Below are 22318 nucleotides of genomic sequence, written 5' to 3' on the forward strand. Positions count from 1 at the left end.
AGACAGGCAGGGACCGAACCCGGCCGGATCGAAACAAGCGGTCCCTACATTCGATACTCTTGCCAGGTGCCGATATACGCCGCCTACGGATCCAATATGGACCCGGAGCAGATGCTCAAGCGCTGTCCGCACTCCCCCGTCTACGGAACGGGCTGGCTGGAAGGGTGGCGCCTGACCTTCGCCGGCGACGACATCGGCTGGGAAGGGCCGCTCGCGACGGTGGTCGAGGATCCGGGCTCCCGGGTGTTCGTCGTGCTGTACGACGTCTCCGCCGAGGACGAGCAGAGCCTCGACCGGTGGGAGGGTTCGGATTTCGGTATCCACAAGAAGATCCGGCTCCGGGTCTCGCCCAATTCGGGCACGGGTACACAGCCGGTCCTGGCGTGGTTGTACGTCCTGGACGCCTACGAGGGCGGGCTGCCCTCGGCCCGCTACATCGGAGTGATCGCGGACGCGGCCGAAAAGGCCGGAGCCCCGGCCGATTACGTCCACGCGCTGCGCACCCGCAACAGCCGCAACGTGGGCCCGGGGACCTTCGGCTCGATGTAGCCGGCCCGGCCCCGCCTGGGTGTAGCCCGCCGAGTTCGCACCCGGCGGGCCGCCCGGTCAGCGTGCCTGCAGGACCAGATTGGTCATCACGCGCACGCCGGCCGCCAGCGCGCGCTCGTCGATGTCGAAGGTCGGCTGGTGGATGTCCAATTGCGGGCCCTCGCCCGACCACACGCCCAGCCGCGCCATGGCACCCGGAACCTCCTCGAGGTACCAGGAGAAGTCCTCGCCACCGCCCGACTGCGGCGTATCCGAGAGCGCGTCCGGGCCCAGGCCGAGGATCGCGTCCTCGAACATCCGGGTGGAGAATTCGTCGTTGACCACCGGCGGCACGCCACGCTTGTAGTTCAGCTGGTACCGCACACCGGTCGGCGCGAGGAGCCCGTCGACGATCTCGCGGACCATCGGCTCGAGCAGCGACCAGGTGGTGTGGTCCCCGGTGCGCACGGTCCCGGTCAGCATGCCGGTCTGCGGAATCGCATTGGGCGCCTTACCCGCCGATACCGCGCCCCACACCATCACCGTGCTGGTTCGCGGATCGATGCGGCGGCTGAGCAGACCCGGCAGGCCGGTGATGACGGTGCCGATGGCGTAGACCAGATCGCTGGTCAGATGCGGCCGGGAGGTGTGCCCGCCCGGCGAGTCGAGCACGAGTTCCACGGTGTCGGCAGCCGAGGTGATGGCGCCGACCCGCACCCCGATCCGGCCGACCTCGAGCCGGGGATCGCAGTGCAGGGCGAAGACGCGGGAGACGTCGTCCATCGCACCCGCGGCGACCATATCGATGGCACCGCCGGGCATGACCTCCTCGGCGTGCTGGAAGACCAGCCGGACGCCGACCGGAAGTTCGTCCAGCTCGGCGAGGGCGAGGGCGGTGCCGAGCAGGATCGAGGTGTGGGCATCGTGACCGCAGGCGTGCGATACGCCGGGGACGGCCGAGGCGAACGGCCGCCCGGTGTACTCCTGCAGCGGCAGCGCATCCATATCGGCGCGCAGGGCCAGGCGCGGCCCGGCCGGGCCGATATCGCAGATCAAACCGGTGCCGGTGGGCAGTTTGCGCGGTTCCAGACCGGCCTTGACCAGCCAGGACTCGACGAATTCGGTGGTGCGGTGCTCGGCGCGGGACAGTTCCGGGTTGGCGTGGATGTGGCGGCGCCAGCCGATCAGATCGTCACCGTGGTCGCGCAGCCACGCCTCGACCGCGGCCTGTCCGGCCGTGATCTCCGCCTGCCGTCCGGTCGCGAGCCCGGTGTGCCGACAGGTACCGGCCTCCGGGCCCGCCGCCTTGCTCTGCAGGCCCGGGGCTGCTGCTTTGCGGCCCGCCGCCGCGGAAGGGCGCGAACCGGTCGCGGAGTCGTCCTCCGAACCGGTGGCGGTCTCGTCGCCGCGGCCCGCCGCGGCATCTCCTTCGCGGCCCGCCGGTGATGACCGGCCGATCGTGCTCACCGAATTTCCTCCTGTCGCTGAATACTGCGCTCCAACAACCTGTCCCTGTGTAGTTGATCGCCCGCAACCTGGATTGCGGTACGGGCCAGTGCGCGCGCCCCATCCGCCACCGCGAGATCGGCCGACGGCGTCACACAGGCCGCGGCGAACTCCCGCTGGTGCGTCACCGCGCCGCTCGCCTCGATGCCGATAACCGGGTGGATGCCGGGAATGACGTTCGTGACATTGCCCATATCGGTACTGCCCAGCGGCCGTGCTGCCTCGAGGTCCGGCGCGAGCGGCATACGACCCATACCGAGGATTTGCTCGCGGTAGGCACACAGTAGTGCGGAATCCGGCGTGAGCTCGGTATATGTGGGCGCCAGCGCCCGGATTTCATGGGTGCATCCGGTAGCCAGCGCTCCCGCCTCGAAGCAGGCCGAGGCGCGCTGCAGCAGATCGTCGAGGGATGCGGAGTCGTCTGCCCGCAGGTAGTACAACAGTTCCGCATGGCCGGGCACGATATTCGGGGCAACACCGCCCGACTCGACTATACCGTGGAGTTGCTGGCCGGGGCGCAGATGCTGACGCAGCAGACCCAGTGCGACCTGCGCGACGGTGGCGGCGTCCCCGGCGTTGCGGCCGTACTCCGGCGCGGCGCTGGCATGTGCCTCGCGGCCGTGGAAGGTGATCGACAGATCGGCCAGGGCCAGCGACCGCGCACCCACGATGTCCAGCGGACCCGGATGCACCATCAGGGCCATCGCGACCCCGTCGAAGACGCCGCGCTCGAGCATCAGCACCTTGCCGCCGCCGCTCTCCTCGGCCGGCGTGCCGAACACCTTCACGGTGAGCCCGCACCGATCGGCGACCTCGGCCAGCGCCAGCCCCGCGCCGACGGCGGCCGCGGCGATGATGTTGTGGCCGCAGGCGTGACCGATCTCGGGCAGCGCGTCGTATTCGGCGCAGATTCCGACCACCAGATCACCGCTGCCGAAGGTGGCCACGAAGGCGGTGTCCAGGTCCGCGACCGGCGTCTCGATACCGAAACCGCGTTCACGCAGCGGGGCCAGGGTCTTGGCGACACTGCGGTGTTCGGCGAACGCCAGCTCGGGTTCGGCGTGGATGGAATGTGAGAGGGCGATCAGATCCGATGCGGCGGCCGTGACCGCGGCATCGGCGGCGGCGAGGAGGTCCGGATCCGCCGGGGCCACCGCCGCGTCGGCATCGCCGGCGCGGACGCCGTGAGTACCGGGGTTACCGTCGCCGGCGTCATCGGCGCCAGGTTCGTCGGCGCGGGCGCAGCCGGGTGCGGCGGCCCGGTGCGCCGACCGGTCCGTTCGACTCCAGCTGCGTTCGTCCCCGCTGCGTGGCATGGCACACAGTCTCGCACTGTGCGCCACGCGATGATCATCGGGTTATCAGGAGCCGAAGGCGAGATTCTCCGGTGTGGTGGGGGTATTCAGGCCCGCGAGGGCCCGTCCGTGCAGCGCACGCTTGATGACCGGCAGATTCGGCTTGCGGTTGCCGGTCAGTGCCGCGGCCCGCGCCACGGCCGCGGCCAAGACGCCGTCCGCCTCGGCCGCCTCGTCGACGATGCCCGCGGCGATCGCGTCGGCGGCACCGTAGCGGCGGCCGGTGGTCATCGCCTCGAGCGCGACCTGATTGGCCAGCCGTTCGGTGACGAGCGCGTTCATCGCGACCGTGAACGGCATCCCCAGGTGAACCTCGGGCAGGCACCAGTACCCGCGATCCGAGCGCATCACCCGGAAGTCGTGCGAAGTGGCCAGCATGGCGCCCGCACCGAAGGCGTGGCCGTTCAGTGCGGCGACGGTCGGCATGCCGAAGGCCAGCAGCCGGCTGAAGACGGTGTGCACCCGGTCGAGATACCAGTGCATCTTGTCCATGTTGCCGAACAGCCAATCGGTGTCCAGGCCGTTGCTGAAGAACTTTCCGGTGGCCACCGTGACCAGCGCCGCCGGCCCCTCGGCGGCCTCGACCTCGTCCAGTTTGGCGTGGATGGCGTCGATCCAGTCGGGATGGAAGCGGTTCTCGCTGTCGGTCTGACCCTCGTTGCCGAGGTAGAGCACGAATACGTCCCCGTCACGGTCCAAGTACGGCATAGGCAGAGAATATGCAGCTCCGGATGAACGCCCGCATCACACCCCCGGCCAAGTTACCGACGAGTTGTCATCACTGCCCCGGGTACGGGCCGGCGACCCTGCCCGGGTACGGGTCAGCGACGTGGCGGAATCGGCACCCGCATCAGATCCTCGGCGATCACCAGGTCCCCGTCGAAATACCGCTCCGCCTCGGCCCGGTGCCCGGCCAGATCGCCGTAGCGCTGCGAGAAATGGGTCAGGACGAGTGTCCGCACGCCCGCCTCCGCGGCCACCCGTGCCGCCTGCCCCGCGGTGAGGTGGCCGAAATCGTCGGCCAGCTGCGCCTCGGCCTCCAGGAAGGTGGACTCGATGACCAGCATATCGGCGCCTTCGGCCAATTCCGCTATCCCCGAACACATTCGAGTGTCCATCACGAAGGCGAAGCGCTGGCCGGGCCGCGGGGCCGAGACCTCGTCGACGGTGACCGTGCGACCGTCGGGCAGCCGGACCGCGCCCTCGCGCTGCAGGGTCCCGACCATCGGACCCGCCAGGCCGAATTCGGCGAGCCGCTCCGGCAGGATCCGATAGCTGTCGGGTTCGACGAGCCGATAGCCGAAGGTGTCGATGCGATGCGACAGCCGCACCGCCTCGAAGGTGAACGGGGCGTCCGGCAGCGGCACCGGACCGTCCGCGTCGATCGGATGTTCGCGCAGACCGGGAAACGCGGGTACCACGCCGCGCAGATGGGTGAGCAGCTCGGCGCCCGATCCCGGGAAGCAGATGTCGACCGGATGGGTGACCTGGTCCAGATTGAGCCGCGCCAGCACCCCGGGCAGGCCCAGGCAGTGGTCGCCGTGGAAATGGGTCAGGCCGATCCGGGTGATGCCACTCGCCGAAACCCCCGCGAACAGCATCTGCCGCTGTGTCCCCTCGCCGGGGTCGAAGAGCAGGCCGTCACCGTCCCAGCGCAACAGATATCCGTTGTGATTGCGTCGGCGGGTCGGCACCTGACTGGCCGTCCCGAGGACCACGAGTTCACGCACGGCACCATCCTGCCCTCGCCCCGGCGACCGCGCCCGGCGGCGGCACCCGTGTCCGGCCCGCGACGCGCACAACCGGCCTGCCGGCGCACTATCGTGGGCCCATGCTTGCCGAACAGGCCGCCGAGGCGATCGCCACACGTACGGGAGTCACGCGTCATCGGGTCGCGGTGGTACTCGGATCCGGCTGGCAGTCCGCCGCCACCGAGATCGGAGCGCCGCGAGCGTCGATTCCGATGACCGAGCTGCCCGGCTTCGAACCGCCGACGGCCCAGGGACATCAGGGCATCGTCCATTCGGTGCAGGTCGGCGAGGTGCCGGTGCTGTTGCTGATGGGCCGCCAGCACCTCTACGAAGGCTACGAACCGCATCGGGTGGTGCACGCGGTACACGCGGCGGCCGCGGCGGGTGCCGAGACGGTGATCCTCACCAACGCCGCGGGTGGTATCCGCCCGGGCCTGCGCGTCGGCGAGCCGGTGCTGATCAGCGATCACCTCAATCTCACCGGGCGCACCCCGCTCACCGGGGCCGCGTTCGTGAACATGGTCGACGCCTGGGATCCCGAATTGCGCACGCTGGCAAGGGAAATCGATCCCTCGCTCGGTGAGGGCGTCTATGCGGGCCTGAACGGGCCGCAGTACGAGACGCCCGCCGAGATTCGCATGCTGGGCGGTATGGGCGCCGACCTGGTCGGCATGTCGACCGTGCTGGAGGCGATCGCGGCGCGCTCGCTGGGGCTGCGGCTGCTGGGCATATCGCTGGTGACCAATCTGGCCGCGGGCGTGACCGGCGCACCCCTGTCCCATCAGGAGGTACTCGCCGAAGGGCAGGCCGCCGCACCGAGATTGGGCAAACTGCTGCGCGGTGTGCTGGAACGGCTGTAGGCGGGCGCATGTTGCGATTCGGAACGGCCGGTCTGCGCGGCCCTCTGCAGGACGGGCCGGACGGAATGAACGTCGGCACCGTGGCACGCGCGAGCGCCGGTGTGGCCGCATGGCTCCGGGACCGCTGCCTCGGCGGCGGCCTGGTGATCGTCGGTCGCGATGCCCGGCACGGCTCCGCGGAGTTCGCCACGGTCACCGCGGAAGTGTTTGCGGCAGCGGGCTTTTCCGTTCTGCTGCTGCCGCGTCCACTGCCGACGCCGATCGTGGCGTTCGCGGTACGGGAGCTGGGTGCGGTCGCCGGAGTGCAGATCACCGCGTCCCACAATCCCGCCACCGACAACGGGTACAAGCTGTATCTGGACGGCGGTTCGCAGCTGATCCCGCCCGCCGACGCGGAGATCGAGCGCTGCATCGATGCGGTCACCGAACCGATCGCGCGCACCGATCCGGCCGCCGGCGCCCCGTCGCCGTCGATCCTGTCGCTCCCCGCGGACGCCGCCCGAGCCGAACTCGGCGAGGAACTCGTTCGCCGCTACCTGGCACGAGCCGCCGCCGTGCCCGAGACGATCGGCGGCGCACGAACGATTCCGGTCCATGCGGGCCACCACGCGGCGGGCGGGACACCGGACGGCGAACCGGCCGCCGGGGACCGAATGACGGTGCAGCGCACCGATATCCGGATCGCGTTGACTCCCATGCACGGCGTCGGCGGCGAGACGGCGATGGCCGCGCTGGCCGCCGCCGGGTTCCACGACGTCCACGTGGTCGAGGAACAGTTCGCGCCCGATCCGGACTTCCCGACGGTGGCCTTTCCGAATCCGGAGGAGCCGGGCGCCGCGGATCTGCTGCTGGCGCTCGCGGAGAAGATCGACGCCGACCTCGCCGTCGCACTCGATCCCGATGCCGATCGCTGCGCGCTCGCGGTCCCCGGCCCGCGCGGATGGCGCATGCTGCGCGGCGACGAAACCGGTGTGCTGCTGGCCGATTACGTCCTGCGCAACGCCGCACCGGACGCGCTGGTCGCGACCACCGTCGTGTCGTCGCGGCTGCTGGGGAAGCTCGCGCCCGCGCGCGGGGCCCGCTACGCCGAAACACTCACCGGATTCAAATGGCTGGCCCGCGCCGGAGCGGGCCTCGTATACGCCTACGAGGAGGCCATCGGACACTGCGTCGATCCGGCCGCCGTGCGCGACAAGGACGGCATCACCGCCGCCGTCGCCGCCGCCGACCTCACCGCCCGTCTGCGAGAGCAGGGACGTTCCCTGCTCGACGTCCTCGACGACTACGCCGTGGAGTTCGGCCTGCACGCCGGCGACCAGGTGTCGCTGCGACTGGCCGATCAGCCGGCCGCCGCGCAAGCCGTCACGCGCCTGCGCGATACGCCGCCCGACGTCATCGCGGGTGTCCCGGTCACCTGCACCGACCTGTCCACGGTGCGCGGCAGGATGCGAACCGACGCCTTGATCTTCGAGGGCGATGGGCAGCGCATCGTCATCCGTCCCTCGGGTACCGAGCCGAAGCTCAAGTGCTATCTGGAAGTAGTCGAACCGGTTCCCGACCGCGATGCACTGGATCGATCGAAAGCGATCGCAGCAGATCGACTCTCGGCGCTACGGGTCTTCTGCGAAAATTTGTGAGCCGCCCGAGCCGCCCGGCCCGATTCCGCGCCGGGACCCCTCGGCGCAGACCGCCGCGCGACCGTCGGCAGTTCGGCCGGGCGTCGCGCTGTCACACCGGATCGGCGACCCGCGCACGCACCATCGTTTCGCGGCCCACCGCCGCGCGGCATCAGTCGTGGCGCGGACCGAATTGGCGGTCGCCGGCGTCGCCGAGGCCGGGCACGATGAAGGCGTCGGCATTGAGTCCGGAGTCGACCGCGGCGGTCACCAATCGCACCGGCAGGCCCGAGTTCTCCAGTGCGGCAATGCCTTCCGGGGCGGCGACGACGCAGATGGCGGTGATGTCGGTGGCGTTGCGGGCGGACAGCAGTTCCAGGGTGTGGCGCATCGATCCGCCGGTGGCCAGCATCGGATCGAGGACGAAGACCGGCAGGCCCGACAGATCCGCGGGCAGCGATTCCATGTACGGCACCGGACGATGGGTCTGCTCGTCGCGCGCCACGCCGACGAAACCCACTCGGGATTCCGGAATCAGCGCGCTGGCGGCGTCGACCATGCCGAGGCCGGCACGCAACACCGGCACCAGCAGAGGTGGTTGCGCCAGCCGGGTGCCCCGGGTCGGCGCGACCGGGGTGTCGATGTCGAAGCTGTGCGTCGGGGCTTCCCGCAGCGCTTCGTAGACGAGGAATCCGGTCAGATCCGCCAGTGCCGCCCGGAAACCCGCGTTGGGTGTGCGGGCATCGCGCATGGCCGTCAGGAGGGTGGCCGTCAGCGGGTGTTCCACGATATGCGTACGCATGAGGGAACGATAAGGTCTGTCGGGGTTCGAAATCCTCAACCGAGGGCGGATTTCCGCATCCGGAGTGGGAACCGTTGCGCAGGGGCATGCGTCGAACTACTCGGATGACGTAATCTGCCACCAGACCAGCACGATGGGGGATGTTGATGCACAAGATCTCGGTCGACACCGAGGGCGTCGCCGCCTACGGTGCCACAGCTGCGGGACTGGCCGGTGAAATGGGTGTGGCCGCGGCGGGCGCCGCCGGAGCCGACCCGGTCCTGCTCGGCCCGATCTTCGGACTGGTGGGGGGCGATTTCGTCGCTGCCTATGCCGCGGCCCACGCCGGGCACGTCGCGGGGATCGGCGAACTGTCCGCGGTGATGGGCAGCGTGGGGGCCGCCGCGACGGGCGCCGCCGCCACCTACTCCGAAACCGACGCCGCCCACGCCGCCGCACTGCGCGCCGCGGAAGGGCCGATCGGATGACGGGCGTCATCGATCTCGACGCACTCGCCCAACCACTCATCGATCTGCTCACCAGCTTCGGCTCCGGTGTGCTGCCCGCCGGCGGCCCGGCCGATGCGCTGCGCCAGGTGTCCATCCACCTCGACGGAATTCACCAGGCCGGCAGCGCGAGCATCAATCAGATGACCAACGCCTGGAACGGCGGTGGTGGCGACGCGGCGATGGACAAGGCGCTCAAGGTGCAGACCTCGGCGGCCGCGATGTCGGATCGCGGCAACGATATGGCCGATGTGGTCAGTCAGGCCGCCGCTTCGGTGCAGACGGGCCAGAAGGAACTCGACGGAATCGTCCAGTCGTTCGTGCAGTCGGTCACGGCGCTGGGGCCGGCGGTGACGACTCCCCCGGGACTGATCACGGTGGTCAACTCCGCGATCGACCATTTCGGCCAAGCGCTGGGCGTGGTCGGCCGGGTGCGGTCGGAACTCGACACGCACACCGCCTCGATGACCGAACTGACCCCGCCCCCGCCGACGCCGTCCATGTCGGGTACCCCGGTGGCCGCGGCCTCGGTCGCCGCGCCCGCGCTGAGCACCGGCGCGCAGACGGCCGGTTCACTGCTCGGCGGGCTGGTGTCGAGCGGCGGTTCGATGATGAGCAGTATGACCACCCCGGCCTCCGCGGCGACGCGGTCGCGGTCGAGTTCGGGCGCCACGAAAACCCCCGGAGCGCAGCAGTCCGGCGCCGACAAGCCGGGCCGCCACGGCGGCGTCATGATCACCCTGCCCGACGGCAGTCAGGTCGAGGCGCCCAATCAGAAGGCCGCCACCGCGGTCAAGGCGGCGATCAGCGCCTGCGGCACGCCGTACGTCTGGGGCGGCAACACCCCCGGGGCCGGCCTGGACTGCAGCGGCCTGACCAAGTGGGCCTACGGCGAGGCCGGCGTCGATCTGCCCCGGCTCGCCTGCGATCAGAGTGCCGGCGCCACACCGGTGAGTCCGGGCGAGGTCATGCCGGGCGATCTGGCCATCTGGGACGGGCACGTCGCGATGGTCGTCGGTAACGGACAGATGGTCGAGGCCGGTGATCCGGTGCAGATCGACCCGATTCGAACGGAGAACATGGGAATGGCGTTCCACGGGTTCTACAGGCCGACGTCATGAGCCAGCCGCAGCACCAGCAGATCCCGAGCGTCACGGTCGCCGCCAGCACCAATCGCGCCGGCACCATCAGTGTGCGGGCCACCGATCAGGGCATTCCGGTCGAGATCAAATTCGAGCGCAGCGAATACCGGTACGGCGCACAGGCTTTGGCGGCGGAGATCCTGCGGCTGACCAAGCGGTCGGCGATCGTCGCCAAGGCCCGCCGGCGTGAACTGCTCGCCGAATCCGGCATGCCCACCGAGATCCTGGACAAGCTGGGCCTGCCCACCCGTCAGGAAGCCGTCGACGAACTCGACCGCATGGACGACGAGGACACCGGACCCACCAGCTGGATGAGGCCCGTATGACCGGAAAGGACGCACTGTGAGCGCGGAAATGGATGCCCTCGTCGCCGCGGCGACGAACAAACTCGAGGCCCTCGAGGCCGCGCTCTACAACCTGAAGAACGTGCGCGGCCGCTTCACCGCCGAGGACGGTTCGGTGAGCGTCGAGGTCGACAGCGACGGCGCCCTCGTGGGCTTGGACCTGTCCGAGGCCGTCACCTCCCATTCACCGGCCGAGGTGGGCCAGTTGATCATCTGGGCGTGCCAGCAAGCTGCGCAGAATGCGGGAGAGCAGCGCTCGGAGGTGGTCGCCACCCTGAATTCCGCCTTCACCGCACCCGAATCGGGAAACGTTGGGGGGCGGGCCGAATAGTGCCGAAGGCAACGGCTCGATAGGCTTCCGTTCATGGCTTCTGGAGACATCGTCCCGATCGAGCTCGGTCTCACCGACGGCGATCTGGTCACCCTGTGGGCACCGCGCTGGCGAGACGGTGACGACGAGTGGGAGGCATTCCTCGGTCACGAGGACAAGCTCTACGGATTCGACTCCCCCGCGGAGCTCGCCGCGTTCATCCGTACCAACGACGACAACGATCTGGTGGACCATCCGTCCTGGAAGGTCGTCGTCGGGTTGTCCGCCGCCGAGCTGGAACCCCAGGAGGAGCACGTCTTCGATCTGGTCGGCGTGCCCGAACTGGCGGCCGGTGAACCCGACCCGGAGACCATCGCGGAACTGGAAGAGACCCTCGAGATGGTCCGCACCATCGGCGAGGTGTGCGAACTCGAGGTGGTCACCAAGTTCTTCGGCTCACATCCCGTCCTCGGCGCACTGCCGGCGGGTGTGACCGCGTTCGTCGGCCGCGACGGCGAACAGCTGTGGGACCAGGTCGGCAACGCGATCGCCAAGGACTGGGACCAGGTCGTCGACGCCATCGATTCGGTGGTGGCCTCGCCGGAGGTCGACGCCGAAGCGCTGGCCGTGGCCGAGGCGGAACTGCTGGCCGCCGAGGAGAACGTCGTCGACGCCGAGGACGTCGCCGACACCGACGACGACGATATCGAGCCGGTCGACCTCGACGAGGACGAGGACACCGACGAGGAAGACGACGAGGACGAAGAGGAGACCTTCTGGCACGAGGTCGGCATCGACCCGGTCAAGATCGTCACCTCCGAGGGCGAATTCTTCACCCTGCGTTGCTATCTGGACGACGAGCCGGTGTTCCTCGGCCGCAACGGCACCATCACCGTTTTCCCCTCCGAGCGCGCACTGGCCCGCTACCTGGCCGACGATCACGACCACGACCTGGCACGGGTCAGCACCTACGGTGAGGTCCGCACAGCGGCGACCGACGGTTCGCTCGAGGTCGAGGTCACCGAGGAGAACATCTACGTGCTCCCGGGCCTGGCCGACGATCTGGGGCAGGGCCCCAAGGCGGTGGACATCGACCAACTGGATCTGGCGGTCGAATTGTTCACCGACGCAGCCGATTACGCCGGTGACGACTCGGTCGAGCAGGCGCTGGCGAAGTCGACGCCGCTGGGCTGGTACGTCTCCTATCTGCTGGAGCCGGACCCGACCCGGCTGGCGCCGAGCCCGCCGTTCACCGCCGAGGCCGAGAGCTGGCGAGCCCTGGAGCAGGCCTTCGAGAACCGGCTGGAGAAGGCCTAGCCGGTTCCCGAGGCGCAGCAGTCGTCCGAGGACAGGGCGGTCATCCGATCAGCACGGCGTACCCGGGCTTGATCACCTCGTCGATGATGCGCAGCCGGTCCGGGAACGGGATGAACGCCGACTTCATGGCGTTGATCGTGAACCGTTCCAGATCGCTCCACCCGTAGCCGAAGGTTTCGACCAGCTTCAGCATTTCCCGGCTCATGTCGGTATCGCTCATGAGCCGGTTGTCGGTATTGACCGTGACCCGGAACCGCAACCGGGCCAGCAGGTCGAACGGATGCTTGTCCAGGGCCGGCACGGCACCGGTCTGCACATTCGACGACGGACACAGCTCGAGCGGAATCCGTTTGTCGCGAACGTAATTTGCCACCAGCCCGAGGGTGGGCTCGGCGCCGTCGCTGTCGAAGATGTCGTCGGTGATCCGCACTCCGTGCCCGAGCCGATCGCAGCCGCAGAACGCCAGCGCCTCGTGGATCGACGGCAGTCCGAACGCTTCTCCGGCGTGAATGGTGAACTGCGCGCAGTTGGCCCGCATGTATTCGAAGGCGTCCAGATGCCGCGAGGGCGGATAGCCCGCCTCGGCGCCGGCGATATCGAACCCGCCGACGCCGCGGTCGCGGAAGCGCACCGTCAGTTCGGCGATCTCACGGGACCGGGCGGCATGACGCATGGCGGTGAGCAGGCAGGTCACCCGGATGGGGGTGCCGGCTTCGGCGGCCAGCTGCTCGCCCTCGCGAAAGCCGACGAGGGTGTGCTCGACGACCTCGTCGAGGGTGAGGTCGCGTTCGAGATGCTGTTCGGGCGCGAAGCGGACCTCGGCGTACACCACGCCGTCGGCGGCCAGGTCCAGCGCGCATTCGCGGGCCACCCGCCGCAGTCCCTCCGGGGTCTGCATCACCGCCACCGTGTGCGCGAAGGTCTCGAGGTAGCGCTCGAGCGATCCGCTGTCGGCCGCTTCGCGGAACCAGTGCGCCAGCGCCTCCGCATCGGTGGCGGGTAGCTGGTCGTATCCGCAATCCTCGGCCAGTTCGAGCACGGTCGCGGGACGCAGGCCACCGTCGAGATGGTCGTGCAGCACGGCCTTGGGGGCCTGGCGGATCGAGGCGAGAGTCAAAGGCATCGGTCCAGTCATGTAACGACGCTATCCGCATTCGCGGGCCCGCGCAGGCAACTTGCCCGGTGTGCATCTACCCGCCGGACTGTCGTTGCCCGATGGTCGCCCGCGCGTAGCCGGACCCGGCTCAGTACTTCGCCATCAGATAGGCGCCCACGACGATCAGCGCACAGCCCGCCAGTCGCTGCGCGCTGACCGGCCGGCGCGGGAAACCCATGACACCGAAATGGTCCATGACCGCCGCGAGCAGCATCTGACCGGCGATGATCAGGGCATTGAACGTACTCACGCCGACGCTGGACGCCACGGTGATCATCGCGAAGATGGCGGCGCCACCGGTGAGCCCGCCGAAGGGAGCCCATCGGGGCATCGCCTTCAGATCCGCTCGGGACGGCCATGGCTGACGCGGCGAAACCGCCAGTGTCACAGCGAAAATCGCGCCGACACCGGCGAGCGCCACCGCGTAGGAGATCACGCCGCACAGAAAGACGTTGTGCAAGGCAAGTTTCAGCGAGTTCTGACATCCGGCCTCGACCGAGCGCAGGGCGCCGCCGACGAGCATGAGGACGAAGACGAGAATCATCGCCCCGCGGCCGAGGGCCGCCCGCCGGACCGTGGTGCGGGCGGTCATCGTGCCGCCTCCCCGGCCGGGGCGAACTCGGGTCGGCGGGGCGCGGCCTCACGAGAATCGCTCGCCATGAGATACACGGCCACGGTGATCAGCAGCCGCGGCGGCGTCGCGTGCCGCTCGGCGAACCCCATCGCGCCCAGGTCGTCCATCACCAGCGCGACCAGCATTTCGGCCACGATGACGACGGCGTTGAAAGTGGCGACACCGACATATTTGGCCACGGTGATCATGCCGAGCACCGCGACACCCCCGATCAGCCCGCCGAACGGCGCCCACCAGGGCATCCGTTCCACATCGTCCCAGGTCGGCCACGGCGAATGCGAGACCACGGTCGAGATGACGAGGAAGACCGAGAATCCGGCCAGCGCGACGGCGTAGGACACCACCGCGCACAGCCACATGTTCTTCAGATGGAATTTTTGCGTGTTCTGGCAGCCGACCTCGACGGACCGCAATCCGCCGGCGGCCAGGATGAACACGAAGATGAGTCCGAGAGCGACAGCACCCACGAGCACACGTCCTTCGCTAGGCAATCGAATGCCGTCCGCACGCAGGCGGTACTTCGTCACCAGCCGGATTCTGCGGTCGTGCGAGCACAGAATAGCAACCCAAGTGACGTGCCGTTGGTTATCGGCACAATAAATAGGTCACTCGTGTGCTCAGAGCCCGATCCGGCCGAGGACCAGCGGATGCGCGGCCGGCGGGACCGGCCCGATGTCGAATCCCGGCCGCAGTGCTGCGATCGCCGCGGGTACGGCCGCTTCGGAGTCGGTGTGCAGGGTGAACAGCGGCTTCCCGGCCGTCACCGAATCGCCTGGCTTGCAGTGCATTTCGACGCCCGCGCCGGACTGCACAGGATCACCCTGACGAGCGCGTCCGGCACCGAGCCGCCAGGCGGCGAGCCCGACGGCCATCGCATCCAGCCGGGTGAGGACGCCCGATTCCTGCGCCACCAGGGTTTCGGTGTGCCGCGCCCGCGGCAGTGGCGCGTCGGGATCGCCGCCCTGCGCCGCGACCATCGCCCGCCAGTGATCCATCGCGCGTCCGTCGGCCAGCGCATCGGCGGGATCGACATCGCGAATATCCGCCTGCGCCACCATTTCTCGTGCCAGGGCCACGGTCAGCTCGACGACATCGGCCGGGCCGCCACCGGCCAGCACCTCCACCGATTCGGCGACCTCGAGGGCATTGCCCGCCGTACGCCCGAGGGGGGTGTCCATCGCGGTCAGCAACGCGACCGTCCGCACCCCCGCGTCGGTCCCCAACTCGACCATGGCCGTGGCCAATTCGGTGGCGTCACGGAAGTTCTTCATGAACGCGCCGCTGCCGACCTTCACATCCAGGACGAGTGCGCCGGTCCCCTCGGCGATCTTCTTGCTCATGATCGAACTGGCGATGAGCGGCACCGATTCCACGGTGCCCGTGACGTCGCGCAGCGCGTACAGGCGCTTGTCGGCGGGCGCCAGATCCGCCCCGGCCGCGCAGATCACCGCGCCGATCTTCGGATCGGTGAGGATCGCACGCATCCGCGCGGGGTCCAGATCGGCCTGCCAGCCCGGAATGGATTCCAATTTGTCCAGGGTCCCGCCGGTGTGGCCCAGTCCGCGCCCCGACAACTGCGGGACCGCCGCCCCGCAGGCAGCCACCAGCGGCGCCAGCGGCAGGGTGATCTTGTCGCCGACCCCTCCCGTCGAGTGTTTGTCGACGGTCGGCCGGGGCAGGTCCGTGAAGTCCATCCGCTGCCCGGAGGCGATCATCGCGGCGGTCCACCGGGCGAGTTCCCGGCGGGTCATGCCGCGCAGCACGATCGCCATCGCCAGAGCCGACATCTGTTCGTCGGCCACCTCGCCGCGGGTGAACGCGTCGACCACCCAATCGATCTGCTCGTCGTCGAGTTCCGCACCGTCGCGCTTGGCCGCGATCACCGACACCGCCGTATGGGTCATGGCGAAAAGCCTTCCAGATCCCGTTCGGGGTGCGGAAATTCACATCATTTCCGGCCGGCGGCCAGATCGTCCGGCCCGAAGGCGTCCGGCAGCAACCTCGCCAGCGGTACCGGTCCGTCGCGATGGTCGACGAGCAGTTCCGGCCCGCCGTGCTCGTAGAGCACCTGCCGGCACCGTCCGCAGGGCATCAGGATTTCCCCGTGCGAATCACAGACCGCGACCGCCAGCAAACGGCCGCCCCCGGAGGAACAAAAGTTACCGACGAGTACAGTTTCGGCACAGACGCCGAGCCCATATGAGACATTTTCCACATTGCAGCCGCTCACAATGGAACCGCCGGCGGTGAGAGCGGCGGCACCGACCGGAAAGCCGGAGTACGGCGCATACGCATTACGCATTACTCGAAATGCGTTGTGACGCAGGGAATCCCAATCAATTTCCGGCATATCGGACCTCCGCTCGAATGGCTGATATGACAGCGTAGAAATGGCATCGCGACGCTGTCGAACATTCAGGCAAGGCAAACCTAACTCCCCGCTTGGAGGCTCAACGCACGGCACGCCGAATTAGTTCCGCGAATCGCCGGGGATTAGAGTTCTCCACAGATCGGTCCAGGTTTGGCAACGCACCGCCGGCCACCGCCTCCGGATGTCAGCGCCCGAGATGAGCTGGTGTTTCTCCAGATTCACATGCTCGGCGTATGCCGAAGCTGCGACCGGATCCGACTGCCGGCTCGCCGGCGTGTCCATCAACGACGTTGGAGGCACCGCACTCTATGACGACCACACTGGAAGCTCCGGCCCAGCCGAAGCGGAAGACCCTGTACCGCGGCGACCCGGGTATGTGGTCCTGGGCGATGCACCGGATCACCGGTGTCACGATCTTCTTCTTCCTGTTCGTCCACGTACTCGACACCGCTCTGGTGCGGGTCAGCCCGGACACCTACGACCGGGCCATCGAGACCTACAAGAACCCGGTCGTGGCCCTCATGGAGATGGGCCTGGTCGTCTGCGTGCTGTTCCACGCGCTCAACGGCGTCCGCGTGATCCTCGTCGACTTCTGGTCCAAGGGCCCCAAGTACCAGCGCCTGATGCTGTGGATCGTGCTCACCATCTGGGTTCTGGTCTCCGCCGCCGGCGTCGGCCGCCAGTTCTTCTACCTGCTGACGGAGCACTGATATGACCGCACCTGTTCTCGGCAAGTCCTACGACCGGCCCGCGAGCCTCGACTCGCCGCGCGCCCCGCGCCGCTCCTCCGGCAACAACTTCGAGAAGTACGCGTGGCTGTTCATGCGCTTCTCCGGCCTGCTGCTGATCGTGCTGGTGCTGGGCCACATGACGATCATGCTGATGCTCGACGGCGGCGTGAAACGGCTGAACTTCGGCTTCGTGGCCGGCCGCTGGGCCAGCCCCTTCTGGCAGTGCTGGGACCTGGCCATGCTGTGGCTGGCGCAGCTGCACGGCGGCAACGGCCTGCGCACGGTCATCGACGACTACTCCCGCAAGGACTCCACCCGCTTCTGGTTGAAGACCCTGCTGGTCGTCGCCATGGTCCTGATCATGGGCGTGGGCACCTACGTCATCTTCACCTTCGACCCCAACATCAGTTAGGAACGCCTCCGCGATGAGTGAGACTCGACCGGTTCAGGAGCACCGCTACGACGTGGTCATCGTCGGTGCCGGCGGCGCGGGGATGCGTGCGGCGATCGAGGCCGGCCCCCGGGTTCGCACCGCTGTGCTGACCAAGCTGTACCCGACCCGCAGCCACACCGGCGCGGCCCAGGGCGGTATGTGCGCCGCGCTGGCCAACGTCGAAGAAGACAACTGGGAATGGCACACCTTCGACACCGTCAAGGGTGGTGACTACCTGGTCGACCAGGACGCCGCGGAGATCATGGCCAAGGAGGCCATCGACGCGGTGCTGGACCTGGAGAAGATGGGCCTGCCGTTCAACCGGACGCCCGAGGGCAAGATCGACCAGCGTCGCTTCGGCGGTCACACCCGCGACCACGGTAAGGCGCCCGTGCGCCGCGCCTGCTACGCCGCCGACCGCACCGGCCACATGATCCTGCAGACGCTCTACCAGAACTGCGTCAAGCACGACGTGGAGTTCTACAACGAGTTCTACGTGCTCGACCTGGTGATGAGCGAGACCGACCGCGGTTCGGTCGCCACCGGCGTGGTCGCCTACGAGCTGGCCACCGGTGAGATCCACGTCTTCCACGCCAAGGCGATCATCTTCGCCACCGGCGGTTCCGGCCGGATGTACAAGACCACCTCCAACGCGCACACGCTGACCGGTGACGGTATGGCGATCGTGTTCCGCAAGGGACTGCCGCTGGAGGACATGGAGTTCCACCAGTTCCATCCGACGGGCCTGGCCGGTCTGGGCATCCTGATCTCCGAGGCCGTCCGCGGTGAGGGCGGCATCCTGCGCAACGCCTCCGGTGAGCGCTTCATGGAGCGCTACGCCCCGACCATCAAGGACCTCGCGCCCCGCGACATCGTGGCCCGGTCGATGGTCAAGGAGGTCCTCGAGGGTCGCGGTGGCGGCCCGAACAAGGACTACGTCTTCATCGACGTGACCCACCTCGGCGAGGACGTGCTCGAGGAGAAGCTGCCCGACATCACCGAGTTCTCCCGCACCTACCTGGGTGTGGACCCGGTGAAGGAGCCGGTGCCGGTCATGCCGACCTGCCACTACGTGATGGGTGGCATCCCGACCCGCATCCGCGGCGAGGTGCTGCGCAACAACACCGACGTGGTCCCCGGCCTGTACGCCGCCGGCGAGTGCGCCTGCGTGTCGGTGCACGGCTCGAACCGCCTGGGCACCAACTCGCTGCTGGACATCAACGTGTTCGGCCGCCGCTCGGGTATCGCCGCCGCGGAGTACGCCGCCCGCACCGAATTCGTCGAGCTCCCGGAGAACCCGGCGCAGATGGTGCAAGACTGGCTGGCGCTGCTGCTGAGCGATCACGGCAACGAGCGGGTCGCCGACATCCGCACCGAGCTGCAGGCCACCATGGATGCCAACGCCGCGGTGTTCCGCACCGAGGAGACCCTGAAGCAGGCGCTGACCGACATCCACGCGCTCAAGGAGCGCTACCAGCACATCACCGTGCAGGACAAGGGCAAGCGCTACAACAGCGACCTGCTCGAGGCCGTCGAGCTCGGCTTCCTGCTGGAGCTGGCCGAGGTCACCGTCGTGGGCGCGCTCAACCGCAAGGAATCGCGCGGCGGCCACGCCCGCGAGGACTACCCCGACCGCGACGACGTCAACTTCATGCGCCACACCATGGCGTACAAGCAGGTCGAGCCCGGTAAGCCGGCGGAGCTGATCGCCGACATCCAGCTCGACTTCAAGCCGGTCGTGCAGACCCGTTACGAGCCGATGGAGCGTAAGTACTGATGACTGCTGTAGCCGAAGCCCCGGCCGGGCAGAAGCCGGCCCCCGTGCCCGACGGGTCGACCATGGTGACGGTCAAGGTCGCCCGGTTCAACCCGGAGGACGACAAGGGCGCGCATTGGGATTCGTTCCAGGTGCCGGTCCTGCCGACCGACCGCTTCCTGAACGTGCTCATCTACATCAAGTCCTACCTGGACGGCACGCTCACCTTCCGGCGCTCCTGCGCGCACGGTGTCTGCGGTTCCGACGCCATGCGCATCAACGGCGTGAACCGGCTGGCGTGCAAGGTGCTGATGCGCGACATGCTGCCGAAGAACGGCAAGGAGCTCACCGTCACCGTCGAGCCGATCCGCGGCCTGCCCGTGGAGAAGGATCTCGTGGTGAACATGGAGCCGTTCTTCGACGCGTTCCGCGCGGTGAAGCCGTACCTGATCACCTCGGGTAACGCGCCGACCCGCGAGCGCATCCAGTCCCAGACCGACCGGCACCGCTTCGATGACACCACCAAGTGCATCCTGTGCGCCTGCTGTACCACCTCCTGCCCCGTGTACTGGAGCGACGGCAGCTACTTCGGCCCGGCCGCGATCGTGAACGCCCACCGCTTCATCTTCGACAGCCGTGACGAGGGCGCCCGCGAGCGTCTCGACATCCTCAACGACGTCGAAGGCGTCTGGCGCTGCCGCACCACCTTCAACTGCACCGACGCCTGCCCCCGCGGCATCGAGGTCACCAAGGCCATCCAGGAGGTCAAGCGCGCCCTCCTGTTCGCCCGACCCTGAGGTAGCAGAGCCCGAAACACGAAGGCCGCCCGCATCTTTCGATGCGGGCGGCCTTTTCGTATCCGGTGCCGGGCCGCCCCGCACGCACCCATCCATATGGCCGGTGGCGCCGAATAACGGTTGCATCAACCAGTATTGCTCGTCATAAGGGGGCGGACATACCGTGGTAAATATGAAGACGATGATCGACTTGGACGACGAGGCCTTGACCCTGGCGGCGAAGGAGCTGGGCACCACCACCAAGAAGGACACCGTCAACGCGGCGCTCCGGTTCGTCGCCGAACGTCGCCGACGCGTCGAGGAGATTCTGAACGATCCCTACGGCTTCGGAGTCGGTCCCGATATCGGCGACCCCGAGGTCATGCGCGGGGCTCGGCGGTGATCGAACCGATCCCACTGCGTCTGCACCTGATCGATACATCCGCATATGCCCGCCTGAGCGACCCCGGCGTCCGGACCGTCATCGCCGGTCTGCTCGCCGATCGTGCGGCCGCAACGTGCGTCACGCTCGATCTCGAAGCCGGCTACTCGGGTCGAAATCTGGCAGACGTCCAGAACATCGCGCACAGCCGCCGGGCACGATTCACCACGCTTCCGGTTACCGAGCCGATCGCCGACCGGGCTCGTGAGGTGCAGCTATTGCTCGCCAGACACGGAAAACACCGCGCCGCCGGGATCGTCGATCTACTCACCGCGGCAGTCGCCGAGTACCACGGAGCCACGATCCTGCACTATGACGAAGACTTCGAACACATCGCCTCGGTCACGCGTCAGCCACATGTCTGGGTCGTGCCGAGAGGAAGTATCGACTGACGATCGAGTCCGGAAAGGTCACTTCGAGCGCGGTGGCCGGTGGACCGGCCGCAACTAGGCAATTTGCTCAGTTTGCCGGGGGTTTGTTGTCGGATCCGGGGCGGGGTGCTTGCCTTGAGGCATGTTCACCGAAGGTCAGCTGTATTCGCCGGTTACCACGGGTAGCGACGGCGATGTCACGGTGCATTTGAGTGCCGAGCATCCGGGGGTGCACGATCCGGAGTATCGGGCGCGGCGCAACGCTATCGCCGCGCTGGCGCTGGCGTATCGGGAGGGCGAGACGCTGCCGCGCATCGACTACACCGAGGAGGAGCAGCAGGTCTGGCGCATCGTGTCGGCGGAGTTGACGCGCAAACATCGGACCTACGCGTCGGCGGAGGTGCTCGAGGGCGCACGGCGGCTGGACCTGCCCGCCGATCACATTCCGCAGCTGGACGAGGTGACCGCGAAATTGGTTCCGCTCACCGGCTTTCGCTATGTGCCGGCGGCGGGGCTGGTGCCGTTGCGCGAGTTCTTCGGCTCGTTCGCCGATCGAATTTTCCACTCCACCCAGTACATTCGCCACCATTCCGCTCCGCTGTACACGCCGGAGCCGGATTCGATCCACGAAATAATCGGGCACGCAAATCAATTGGCGTCGCCGCGGTTCGCCGCGATCTATGCCGAAGTCGGCGCCGCGGCCGCCCGGCTGGAGACCGAAGCGGCGTTGAAGTTCCTGGCCGACGTGTTCTGGTTCTCCATGGAATTCGGCGTGGTGCGCGAAAAGGGCGAAGTGCGTTGCTACGGTGCGGGTTTGCTGTCCTCGTACGGCGAGATCGAGGAGTTCCGGCACGCCCGGCTGCGTCCGCTGAACATTCACGATATGGGCACCGCGACCTACGACATCACGCACTATCAGCCGATTCTGTATTGCGCGCAGTCGATTTCCGAGATCGAGGACGTGATCGGCGGCTTCTTCGCCACCATGACCGACGACAGCGCCGCCGCCGAGCTGGCCGCGTCCTGAGTGCGGGAGCGGTCAGTCGCCGGATTCCGAGGGAGCCGCCGGTCGCAGCGGCATGCCCGCCTCCATGAATTCCACGATCCGGTCGATCTTGTCCAGATCCAGCCCCTCCCGGCCGAACGCGGTCATCATCGCCCCGATCATCGCCCCGGAGAAGGCGCGGACCTCGAAGTCGCCCGGGTCGCGGCCTACGCGGTGGGCGAGCAGCGCGGAGACCAGATCCACGTTGCGTTCGGTCTCCTGCATGATCACGCTGCGCAACTCGGGCTCGTTGTAGATCAGCTTCATCCGGTCCTGCTCGAACTGCCAGTCCTGCGGGTCCAGATTGTCGAAGGTGTCCCGCATCGCCTGGCGGAACGCGGCGAGCGGCGTCAGCTCCGGCGGCTGGGATTCGAGCGCGTGGATCATGATCGGATCGACGTCGTCGGCCAGCACCACTTGCTCTTTGGACGGGAAATAGCGGAAGAACGTGCTCGGCGAGATATCGGCGGCTTCGGCGATCTGCTCGATGGTGGTCGCCGAATACCCCTGCCGCTGAAACAGTTTCATCGCCTCCGCGCGGATGGTGCGGCGGGTGCGCTGCTTCTTGCGTTCGCGCAGCCCCATCC

At 68.1% G+C, this 22318-nt stretch carries 26 protein-coding genes; 15 read left to right on the forward strand and 11 right to left on the reverse strand.

Going from position 1 to position 22318, the window contains the following annotated elements; genetic code table 11:
• Nucleotides 1–66: 66 nt before the first annotated feature.
• Nucleotides 67–549 (forward strand): gamma-glutamylcyclotransferase family protein, encoded by a 483-nt coding sequence (locus NA3_RS00650; RefSeq protein WP_039776727.1) that lies wholly within the window; start codon nucleotides 67–69, stop codon nucleotides 547–549.
• Between the two features lie 57 nt (nucleotides 550–606).
• Here the strand turns inward: NA3_RS00650 and NA3_RS00655 are convergent, their stop codons facing one another.
• The 4 genes from NA3_RS00655 to NA3_RS00670 form a co-directional block, all read right to left on the reverse strand.
• Complete coding sequence (locus NA3_RS00655) at nucleotides 607–1770, reverse strand: M20 family metallopeptidase (RefSeq protein ID WP_062961789.1); 1164 nt, start codon at nucleotides 1768–1770, stop codon at nucleotides 607–609.
• Between the two features lie 221 nt (nucleotides 1771–1991).
• Nucleotides 1992–3350: a M20 family metallopeptidase gene (locus NA3_RS00660; RefSeq protein ID WP_227995371.1), complete on the reverse strand. Its 1359-nt coding sequence runs from the start codon at nucleotides 3348–3350 to the stop codon at nucleotides 1992–1994.
• Nucleotides 3351–3395: 45 nt separating this feature from the next.
• On the reverse strand, nucleotides 3396–4097 hold the full coding sequence (locus NA3_RS00665) for an enoyl-CoA hydratase-related protein (protein ID WP_062961640.1): 702 nt from the start codon (nucleotides 4095–4097) through the stop codon (nucleotides 3396–3398).
• Nucleotides 4098–4210: 113 nt separating this feature from the next.
• The gene (locus NA3_RS00670; protein ID WP_062961641.1) at nucleotides 4211–5119 is read right to left on the reverse strand and encodes a ribonuclease Z; all 909 of its coding nucleotides are present in this window, start codon (nucleotides 5117–5119) and stop codon (nucleotides 4211–4213) included.
• A gap of 101 nt (nucleotides 5120–5220) precedes the next feature.
• Between NA3_RS00670 and NA3_RS00675 the strand changes: the two genes are divergently transcribed.
• Entirely contained in the window at nucleotides 5221–6000 is a 780-nt protein-coding gene (locus tag NA3_RS00675; RefSeq protein WP_062961642.1) for a purine-nucleoside phosphorylase, read from the forward strand.
• Nucleotides 6001–6008: 8 nt separating this feature from the next.
• Entirely contained in the window at nucleotides 6009–7637 is a 1629-nt protein-coding gene (locus NA3_RS00680; RefSeq protein ID WP_062961643.1) for a phospho-sugar mutase, read from the forward strand.
• A gap of 151 nt (nucleotides 7638–7788) precedes the next feature.
• Here the strand turns inward: NA3_RS00680 and upp are convergent, their stop codons facing one another.
• The gene (gene upp, locus NA3_RS00685) at nucleotides 7789–8418 is read right to left on the reverse strand and encodes a uracil phosphoribosyltransferase (RefSeq protein ID WP_062961644.1); all 630 of its coding nucleotides are present in this window, start codon (nucleotides 8416–8418) and stop codon (nucleotides 7789–7791) included.
• Between the two features lie 140 nt (nucleotides 8419–8558).
• Here upp and NA3_RS00690 point away from each other — a divergent pair, with 140 nt between their 5' ends.
• Genes NA3_RS00690 through NA3_RS00710 form a run of 5 tightly spaced genes read left to right on the forward strand, consistent with a single transcriptional unit; the run spans nucleotide 8559 to nucleotide 12016 of the window.
• Complete coding sequence (locus tag NA3_RS00690) at nucleotides 8559–8885, forward strand: type VII secretion target (RefSeq protein WP_439956156.1); 327 nt, start codon at nucleotides 8559–8561, stop codon at nucleotides 8883–8885.
• Nucleotides 8882–10024 (forward strand): C40 family peptidase, encoded by a 1143-nt coding sequence (locus NA3_RS00695; RefSeq protein ID WP_062961645.1) that lies wholly within the window; start codon nucleotides 8882–8884, stop codon nucleotides 10022–10024. Before NA3_RS00690 ends, NA3_RS00695 begins: the two co-directional genes overlap by 4 nt.
• Nucleotides 10021–10371: a hypothetical protein gene (locus NA3_RS00700; protein ID WP_030513581.1), complete on the forward strand. Its 351-nt coding sequence runs from the start codon at nucleotides 10021–10023 to the stop codon at nucleotides 10369–10371. The genes NA3_RS00695 and NA3_RS00700 overlap by 4 nt, the downstream gene beginning before the upstream one ends.
• A gap of 16 nt (nucleotides 10372–10387) precedes the next feature.
• On the forward strand, nucleotides 10388–10720 hold the full coding sequence (locus NA3_RS00705; protein ID WP_030513580.1) for a YbaB/EbfC family nucleoid-associated protein: 333 nt from the start codon (nucleotides 10388–10390) through the stop codon (nucleotides 10718–10720).
• A gap of 33 nt (nucleotides 10721–10753) precedes the next feature.
• Nucleotides 10754–12016, forward strand: coding sequence for a SatS C-terminal domain-containing protein (locus NA3_RS00710; RefSeq protein ID WP_062961646.1), 1263 nt, complete (start codon nucleotides 10754–10756; stop codon nucleotides 12014–12016).
• Between the two features lie 40 nt (nucleotides 12017–12056).
• On the opposite strand, the gene NA3_RS00715 is transcribed toward NA3_RS00710, so the two are convergent.
• The 5 genes from NA3_RS00715 to NA3_RS00735 form a co-directional block, all read right to left on the reverse strand.
• Nucleotides 12057–13151, reverse strand: coding sequence for an adenosine deaminase (locus tag NA3_RS00715; RefSeq protein ID WP_062961647.1), 1095 nt, complete (start codon nucleotides 13149–13151; stop codon nucleotides 12057–12059).
• A 109-nt stretch (nucleotides 13152–13260) separates the two neighbouring features.
• Nucleotides 13261–13764, reverse strand: coding sequence for a DMT family transporter (locus tag NA3_RS00720; RefSeq protein WP_062961648.1), 504 nt, complete (start codon nucleotides 13762–13764; stop codon nucleotides 13261–13263).
• On the reverse strand, nucleotides 13761–14273 hold the full coding sequence (locus NA3_RS00725) for a DMT family transporter (protein ID WP_167354937.1): 513 nt from the start codon (nucleotides 14271–14273) through the stop codon (nucleotides 13761–13763). The genes NA3_RS00720 and NA3_RS00725 overlap by 4 nt, the downstream gene beginning before the upstream one ends.
• A gap of 150 nt (nucleotides 14274–14423) precedes the next feature.
• Nucleotides 14424–15710, reverse strand: coding sequence for a thymidine phosphorylase (locus NA3_RS00730; protein ID WP_062961650.1), 1287 nt, complete (start codon nucleotides 15708–15710; stop codon nucleotides 14424–14426).
• A 44-nt stretch (nucleotides 15711–15754) separates the two neighbouring features.
• On the reverse strand, nucleotides 15755–16156 hold the full coding sequence (locus tag NA3_RS00735; RefSeq protein ID WP_030513574.1) for a cytidine deaminase: 402 nt from the start codon (nucleotides 16154–16156) through the stop codon (nucleotides 15755–15757).
• A 329-nt stretch (nucleotides 16157–16485) separates the two neighbouring features.
• Between NA3_RS00735 and sdhC the strand changes: the two genes are divergently transcribed.
• The 7 genes from sdhC to NA3_RS00770 all read left to right on the forward strand — a co-directional run bounded on the left by sdhC (nucleotide 16486) and on the right by NA3_RS00770 (nucleotide 21713).
• A complete protein-coding gene (gene sdhC, locus NA3_RS00740; protein WP_051024341.1) occupies nucleotides 16486–16887 on the forward strand; it encodes a succinate dehydrogenase, cytochrome b556 subunit in 402 nt (133 codons plus the stop codon).
• Nucleotide 16888: 1 nt separating this feature from the next.
• The gene (locus NA3_RS00745) at nucleotides 16889–17320 is read left to right on the forward strand and encodes a succinate dehydrogenase hydrophobic membrane anchor subunit (RefSeq protein ID WP_062961651.1); all 432 of its coding nucleotides are present in this window, start codon (nucleotides 16889–16891) and stop codon (nucleotides 17318–17320) included.
• 13 nt (nucleotides 17321–17333) lie between these two features.
• Nucleotides 17334–19118 (forward strand): succinate dehydrogenase flavoprotein subunit, encoded by a 1785-nt coding sequence (gene sdhA, locus NA3_RS00750; RefSeq protein WP_062961652.1) that lies wholly within the window; start codon nucleotides 17334–17336, stop codon nucleotides 19116–19118.
• Entirely contained in the window at nucleotides 19118–19894 is a 777-nt protein-coding gene (locus NA3_RS00755) for a succinate dehydrogenase iron-sulfur subunit (RefSeq protein ID WP_036498394.1), read from the forward strand. The genes sdhA and NA3_RS00755 overlap by 1 nt, the downstream gene beginning before the upstream one ends.
• A 172-nt stretch (nucleotides 19895–20066) precedes the next feature.
• Nucleotides 20067–20276, forward strand: coding sequence for a type II toxin-antitoxin system VapB family antitoxin (locus NA3_RS39170; protein WP_039776673.1), 210 nt, complete (start codon nucleotides 20067–20069; stop codon nucleotides 20274–20276).
• Complete coding sequence (locus NA3_RS00765) at nucleotides 20273–20707, forward strand: PIN domain nuclease (protein ID WP_062961653.1); 435 nt, start codon at nucleotides 20273–20275, stop codon at nucleotides 20705–20707. Before NA3_RS39170 ends, NA3_RS00765 begins: the two co-directional genes overlap by 4 nt.
• A 121-nt stretch (nucleotides 20708–20828) precedes the next feature.
• A complete protein-coding gene (locus NA3_RS00770; RefSeq protein WP_062961654.1) occupies nucleotides 20829–21713 on the forward strand; it encodes a phenylalanine 4-monooxygenase in 885 nt (294 codons plus the stop codon).
• A 12-nt stretch (nucleotides 21714–21725) separates the two neighbouring features.
• On the opposite strand, the gene NA3_RS00775 is transcribed toward NA3_RS00770, so the two are convergent.
• Nucleotides 21726–22316, reverse strand: a complete 591-nt coding sequence (locus tag NA3_RS00775) for an acyl-CoA-like ligand-binding transcription factor (protein WP_439956159.1) — start codon at nucleotides 22314–22316, stop codon at nucleotides 21726–21728.
• Nucleotides 22317–22318 lie beyond the last annotated feature (2 nt).

This window comes from Nocardia africana NBRC 100379 (assembly GCF_001612635.1).
In the GTDB taxonomy this organism is placed as follows: domain Bacteria; phylum Actinomycetota; class Actinomycetes; order Mycobacteriales; family Mycobacteriaceae; genus Nocardia; species Nocardia africana.

Bases quoted from the DNA above. Each gene is read 5' to 3' on its own strand.
- NA3_RS00660 (WP_227995371.1), bottom strand. From the start codon at position 3,350: ATGCCACGCAGCGGGGACGAACGCAGCTGGAGTCGAACGGACCGGTCG.
- NA3_RS00665 (WP_062961640.1), bottom strand. From the start codon at position 4,097: ATGCCGTACTTGGACCGTGACGGGGACGTATTCGTGCTCTACCTCGGC.
- NA3_RS00675 (WP_062961642.1), top strand. From the start codon at position 5,221: ATGCTTGCCGAACAGGCCGCCGAGGCGATCGCCACACGTACGGGAGTC.
- NA3_RS00680 (WP_062961643.1), top strand. From the start codon at position 6,009: ATGTTGCGATTCGGAACGGCCGGTCTGCGCGGCCCTCTGCAGGACGGG.
- upp (WP_062961644.1), bottom strand. From the start codon at position 8,418: ATGCGTACGCATATCGTGGAACACCCGCTGACGGCCACCCTCCTGACG.
- NA3_RS00690 (WP_439956156.1), top strand. From the start codon at position 8,559: ATGTTGATGCACAAGATCTCGGTCGACACCGAGGGCGTCGCCGCCTAC.
- NA3_RS00695 (WP_062961645.1), top strand. From the start codon at position 8,882: ATGACGGGCGTCATCGATCTCGACGCACTCGCCCAACCACTCATCGAT.
- NA3_RS00700 (WP_030513581.1), top strand. From the start codon at position 10,021: ATGAGCCAGCCGCAGCACCAGCAGATCCCGAGCGTCACGGTCGCCGCC.
- NA3_RS00710 (WP_062961646.1), top strand. From the start codon at position 10,754: ATGGCTTCTGGAGACATCGTCCCGATCGAGCTCGGTCTCACCGACGGC.
- NA3_RS00715 (WP_062961647.1), bottom strand. From the start codon at position 13,151: ATGACTGGACCGATGCCTTTGACTCTCGCCTCGATCCGCCAGGCCCCC.
- NA3_RS00720 (WP_062961648.1), bottom strand. From the start codon at position 13,764: ATGACCGCCCGCACCACGGTCCGGCGGGCGGCCCTCGGCCGCGGGGCG.
- NA3_RS00730 (WP_062961650.1), bottom strand. From the start codon at position 15,710: ATGACCCATACGGCGGTGTCGGTGATCGCGGCCAAGCGCGACGGTGCG.
- NA3_RS00735 (WP_030513574.1), bottom strand. From the start codon at position 16,156: ATGCCGGAAATTGATTGGGATTCCCTGCGTCACAACGCATTTCGAGTA.
- sdhC (WP_051024341.1), top strand. From the start codon at position 16,486: ATGACGACCACACTGGAAGCTCCGGCCCAGCCGAAGCGGAAGACCCTG.
- NA3_RS00745 (WP_062961651.1), top strand. From the start codon at position 16,889: ATGACCGCACCTGTTCTCGGCAAGTCCTACGACCGGCCCGCGAGCCTC.
- sdhA (WP_062961652.1), top strand. From the start codon at position 17,334: ATGAGTGAGACTCGACCGGTTCAGGAGCACCGCTACGACGTGGTCATC.
- NA3_RS00755 (WP_036498394.1), top strand. From the start codon at position 19,118: ATGACTGCTGTAGCCGAAGCCCCGGCCGGGCAGAAGCCGGCCCCCGTG.
- NA3_RS39170 (WP_039776673.1), top strand. From the start codon at position 20,067: ATGAAGACGATGATCGACTTGGACGACGAGGCCTTGACCCTGGCGGCG.
- NA3_RS00770 (WP_062961654.1), top strand. From the start codon at position 20,829: ATGTTCACCGAAGGTCAGCTGTATTCGCCGGTTACCACGGGTAGCGAC.
- NA3_RS00775 (WP_439956159.1), bottom strand. From the start codon at position 22,316: ATGGGGCTGCGCGAACGCAAGAAGCAGCGCACCCGCCGCACCATCCGC.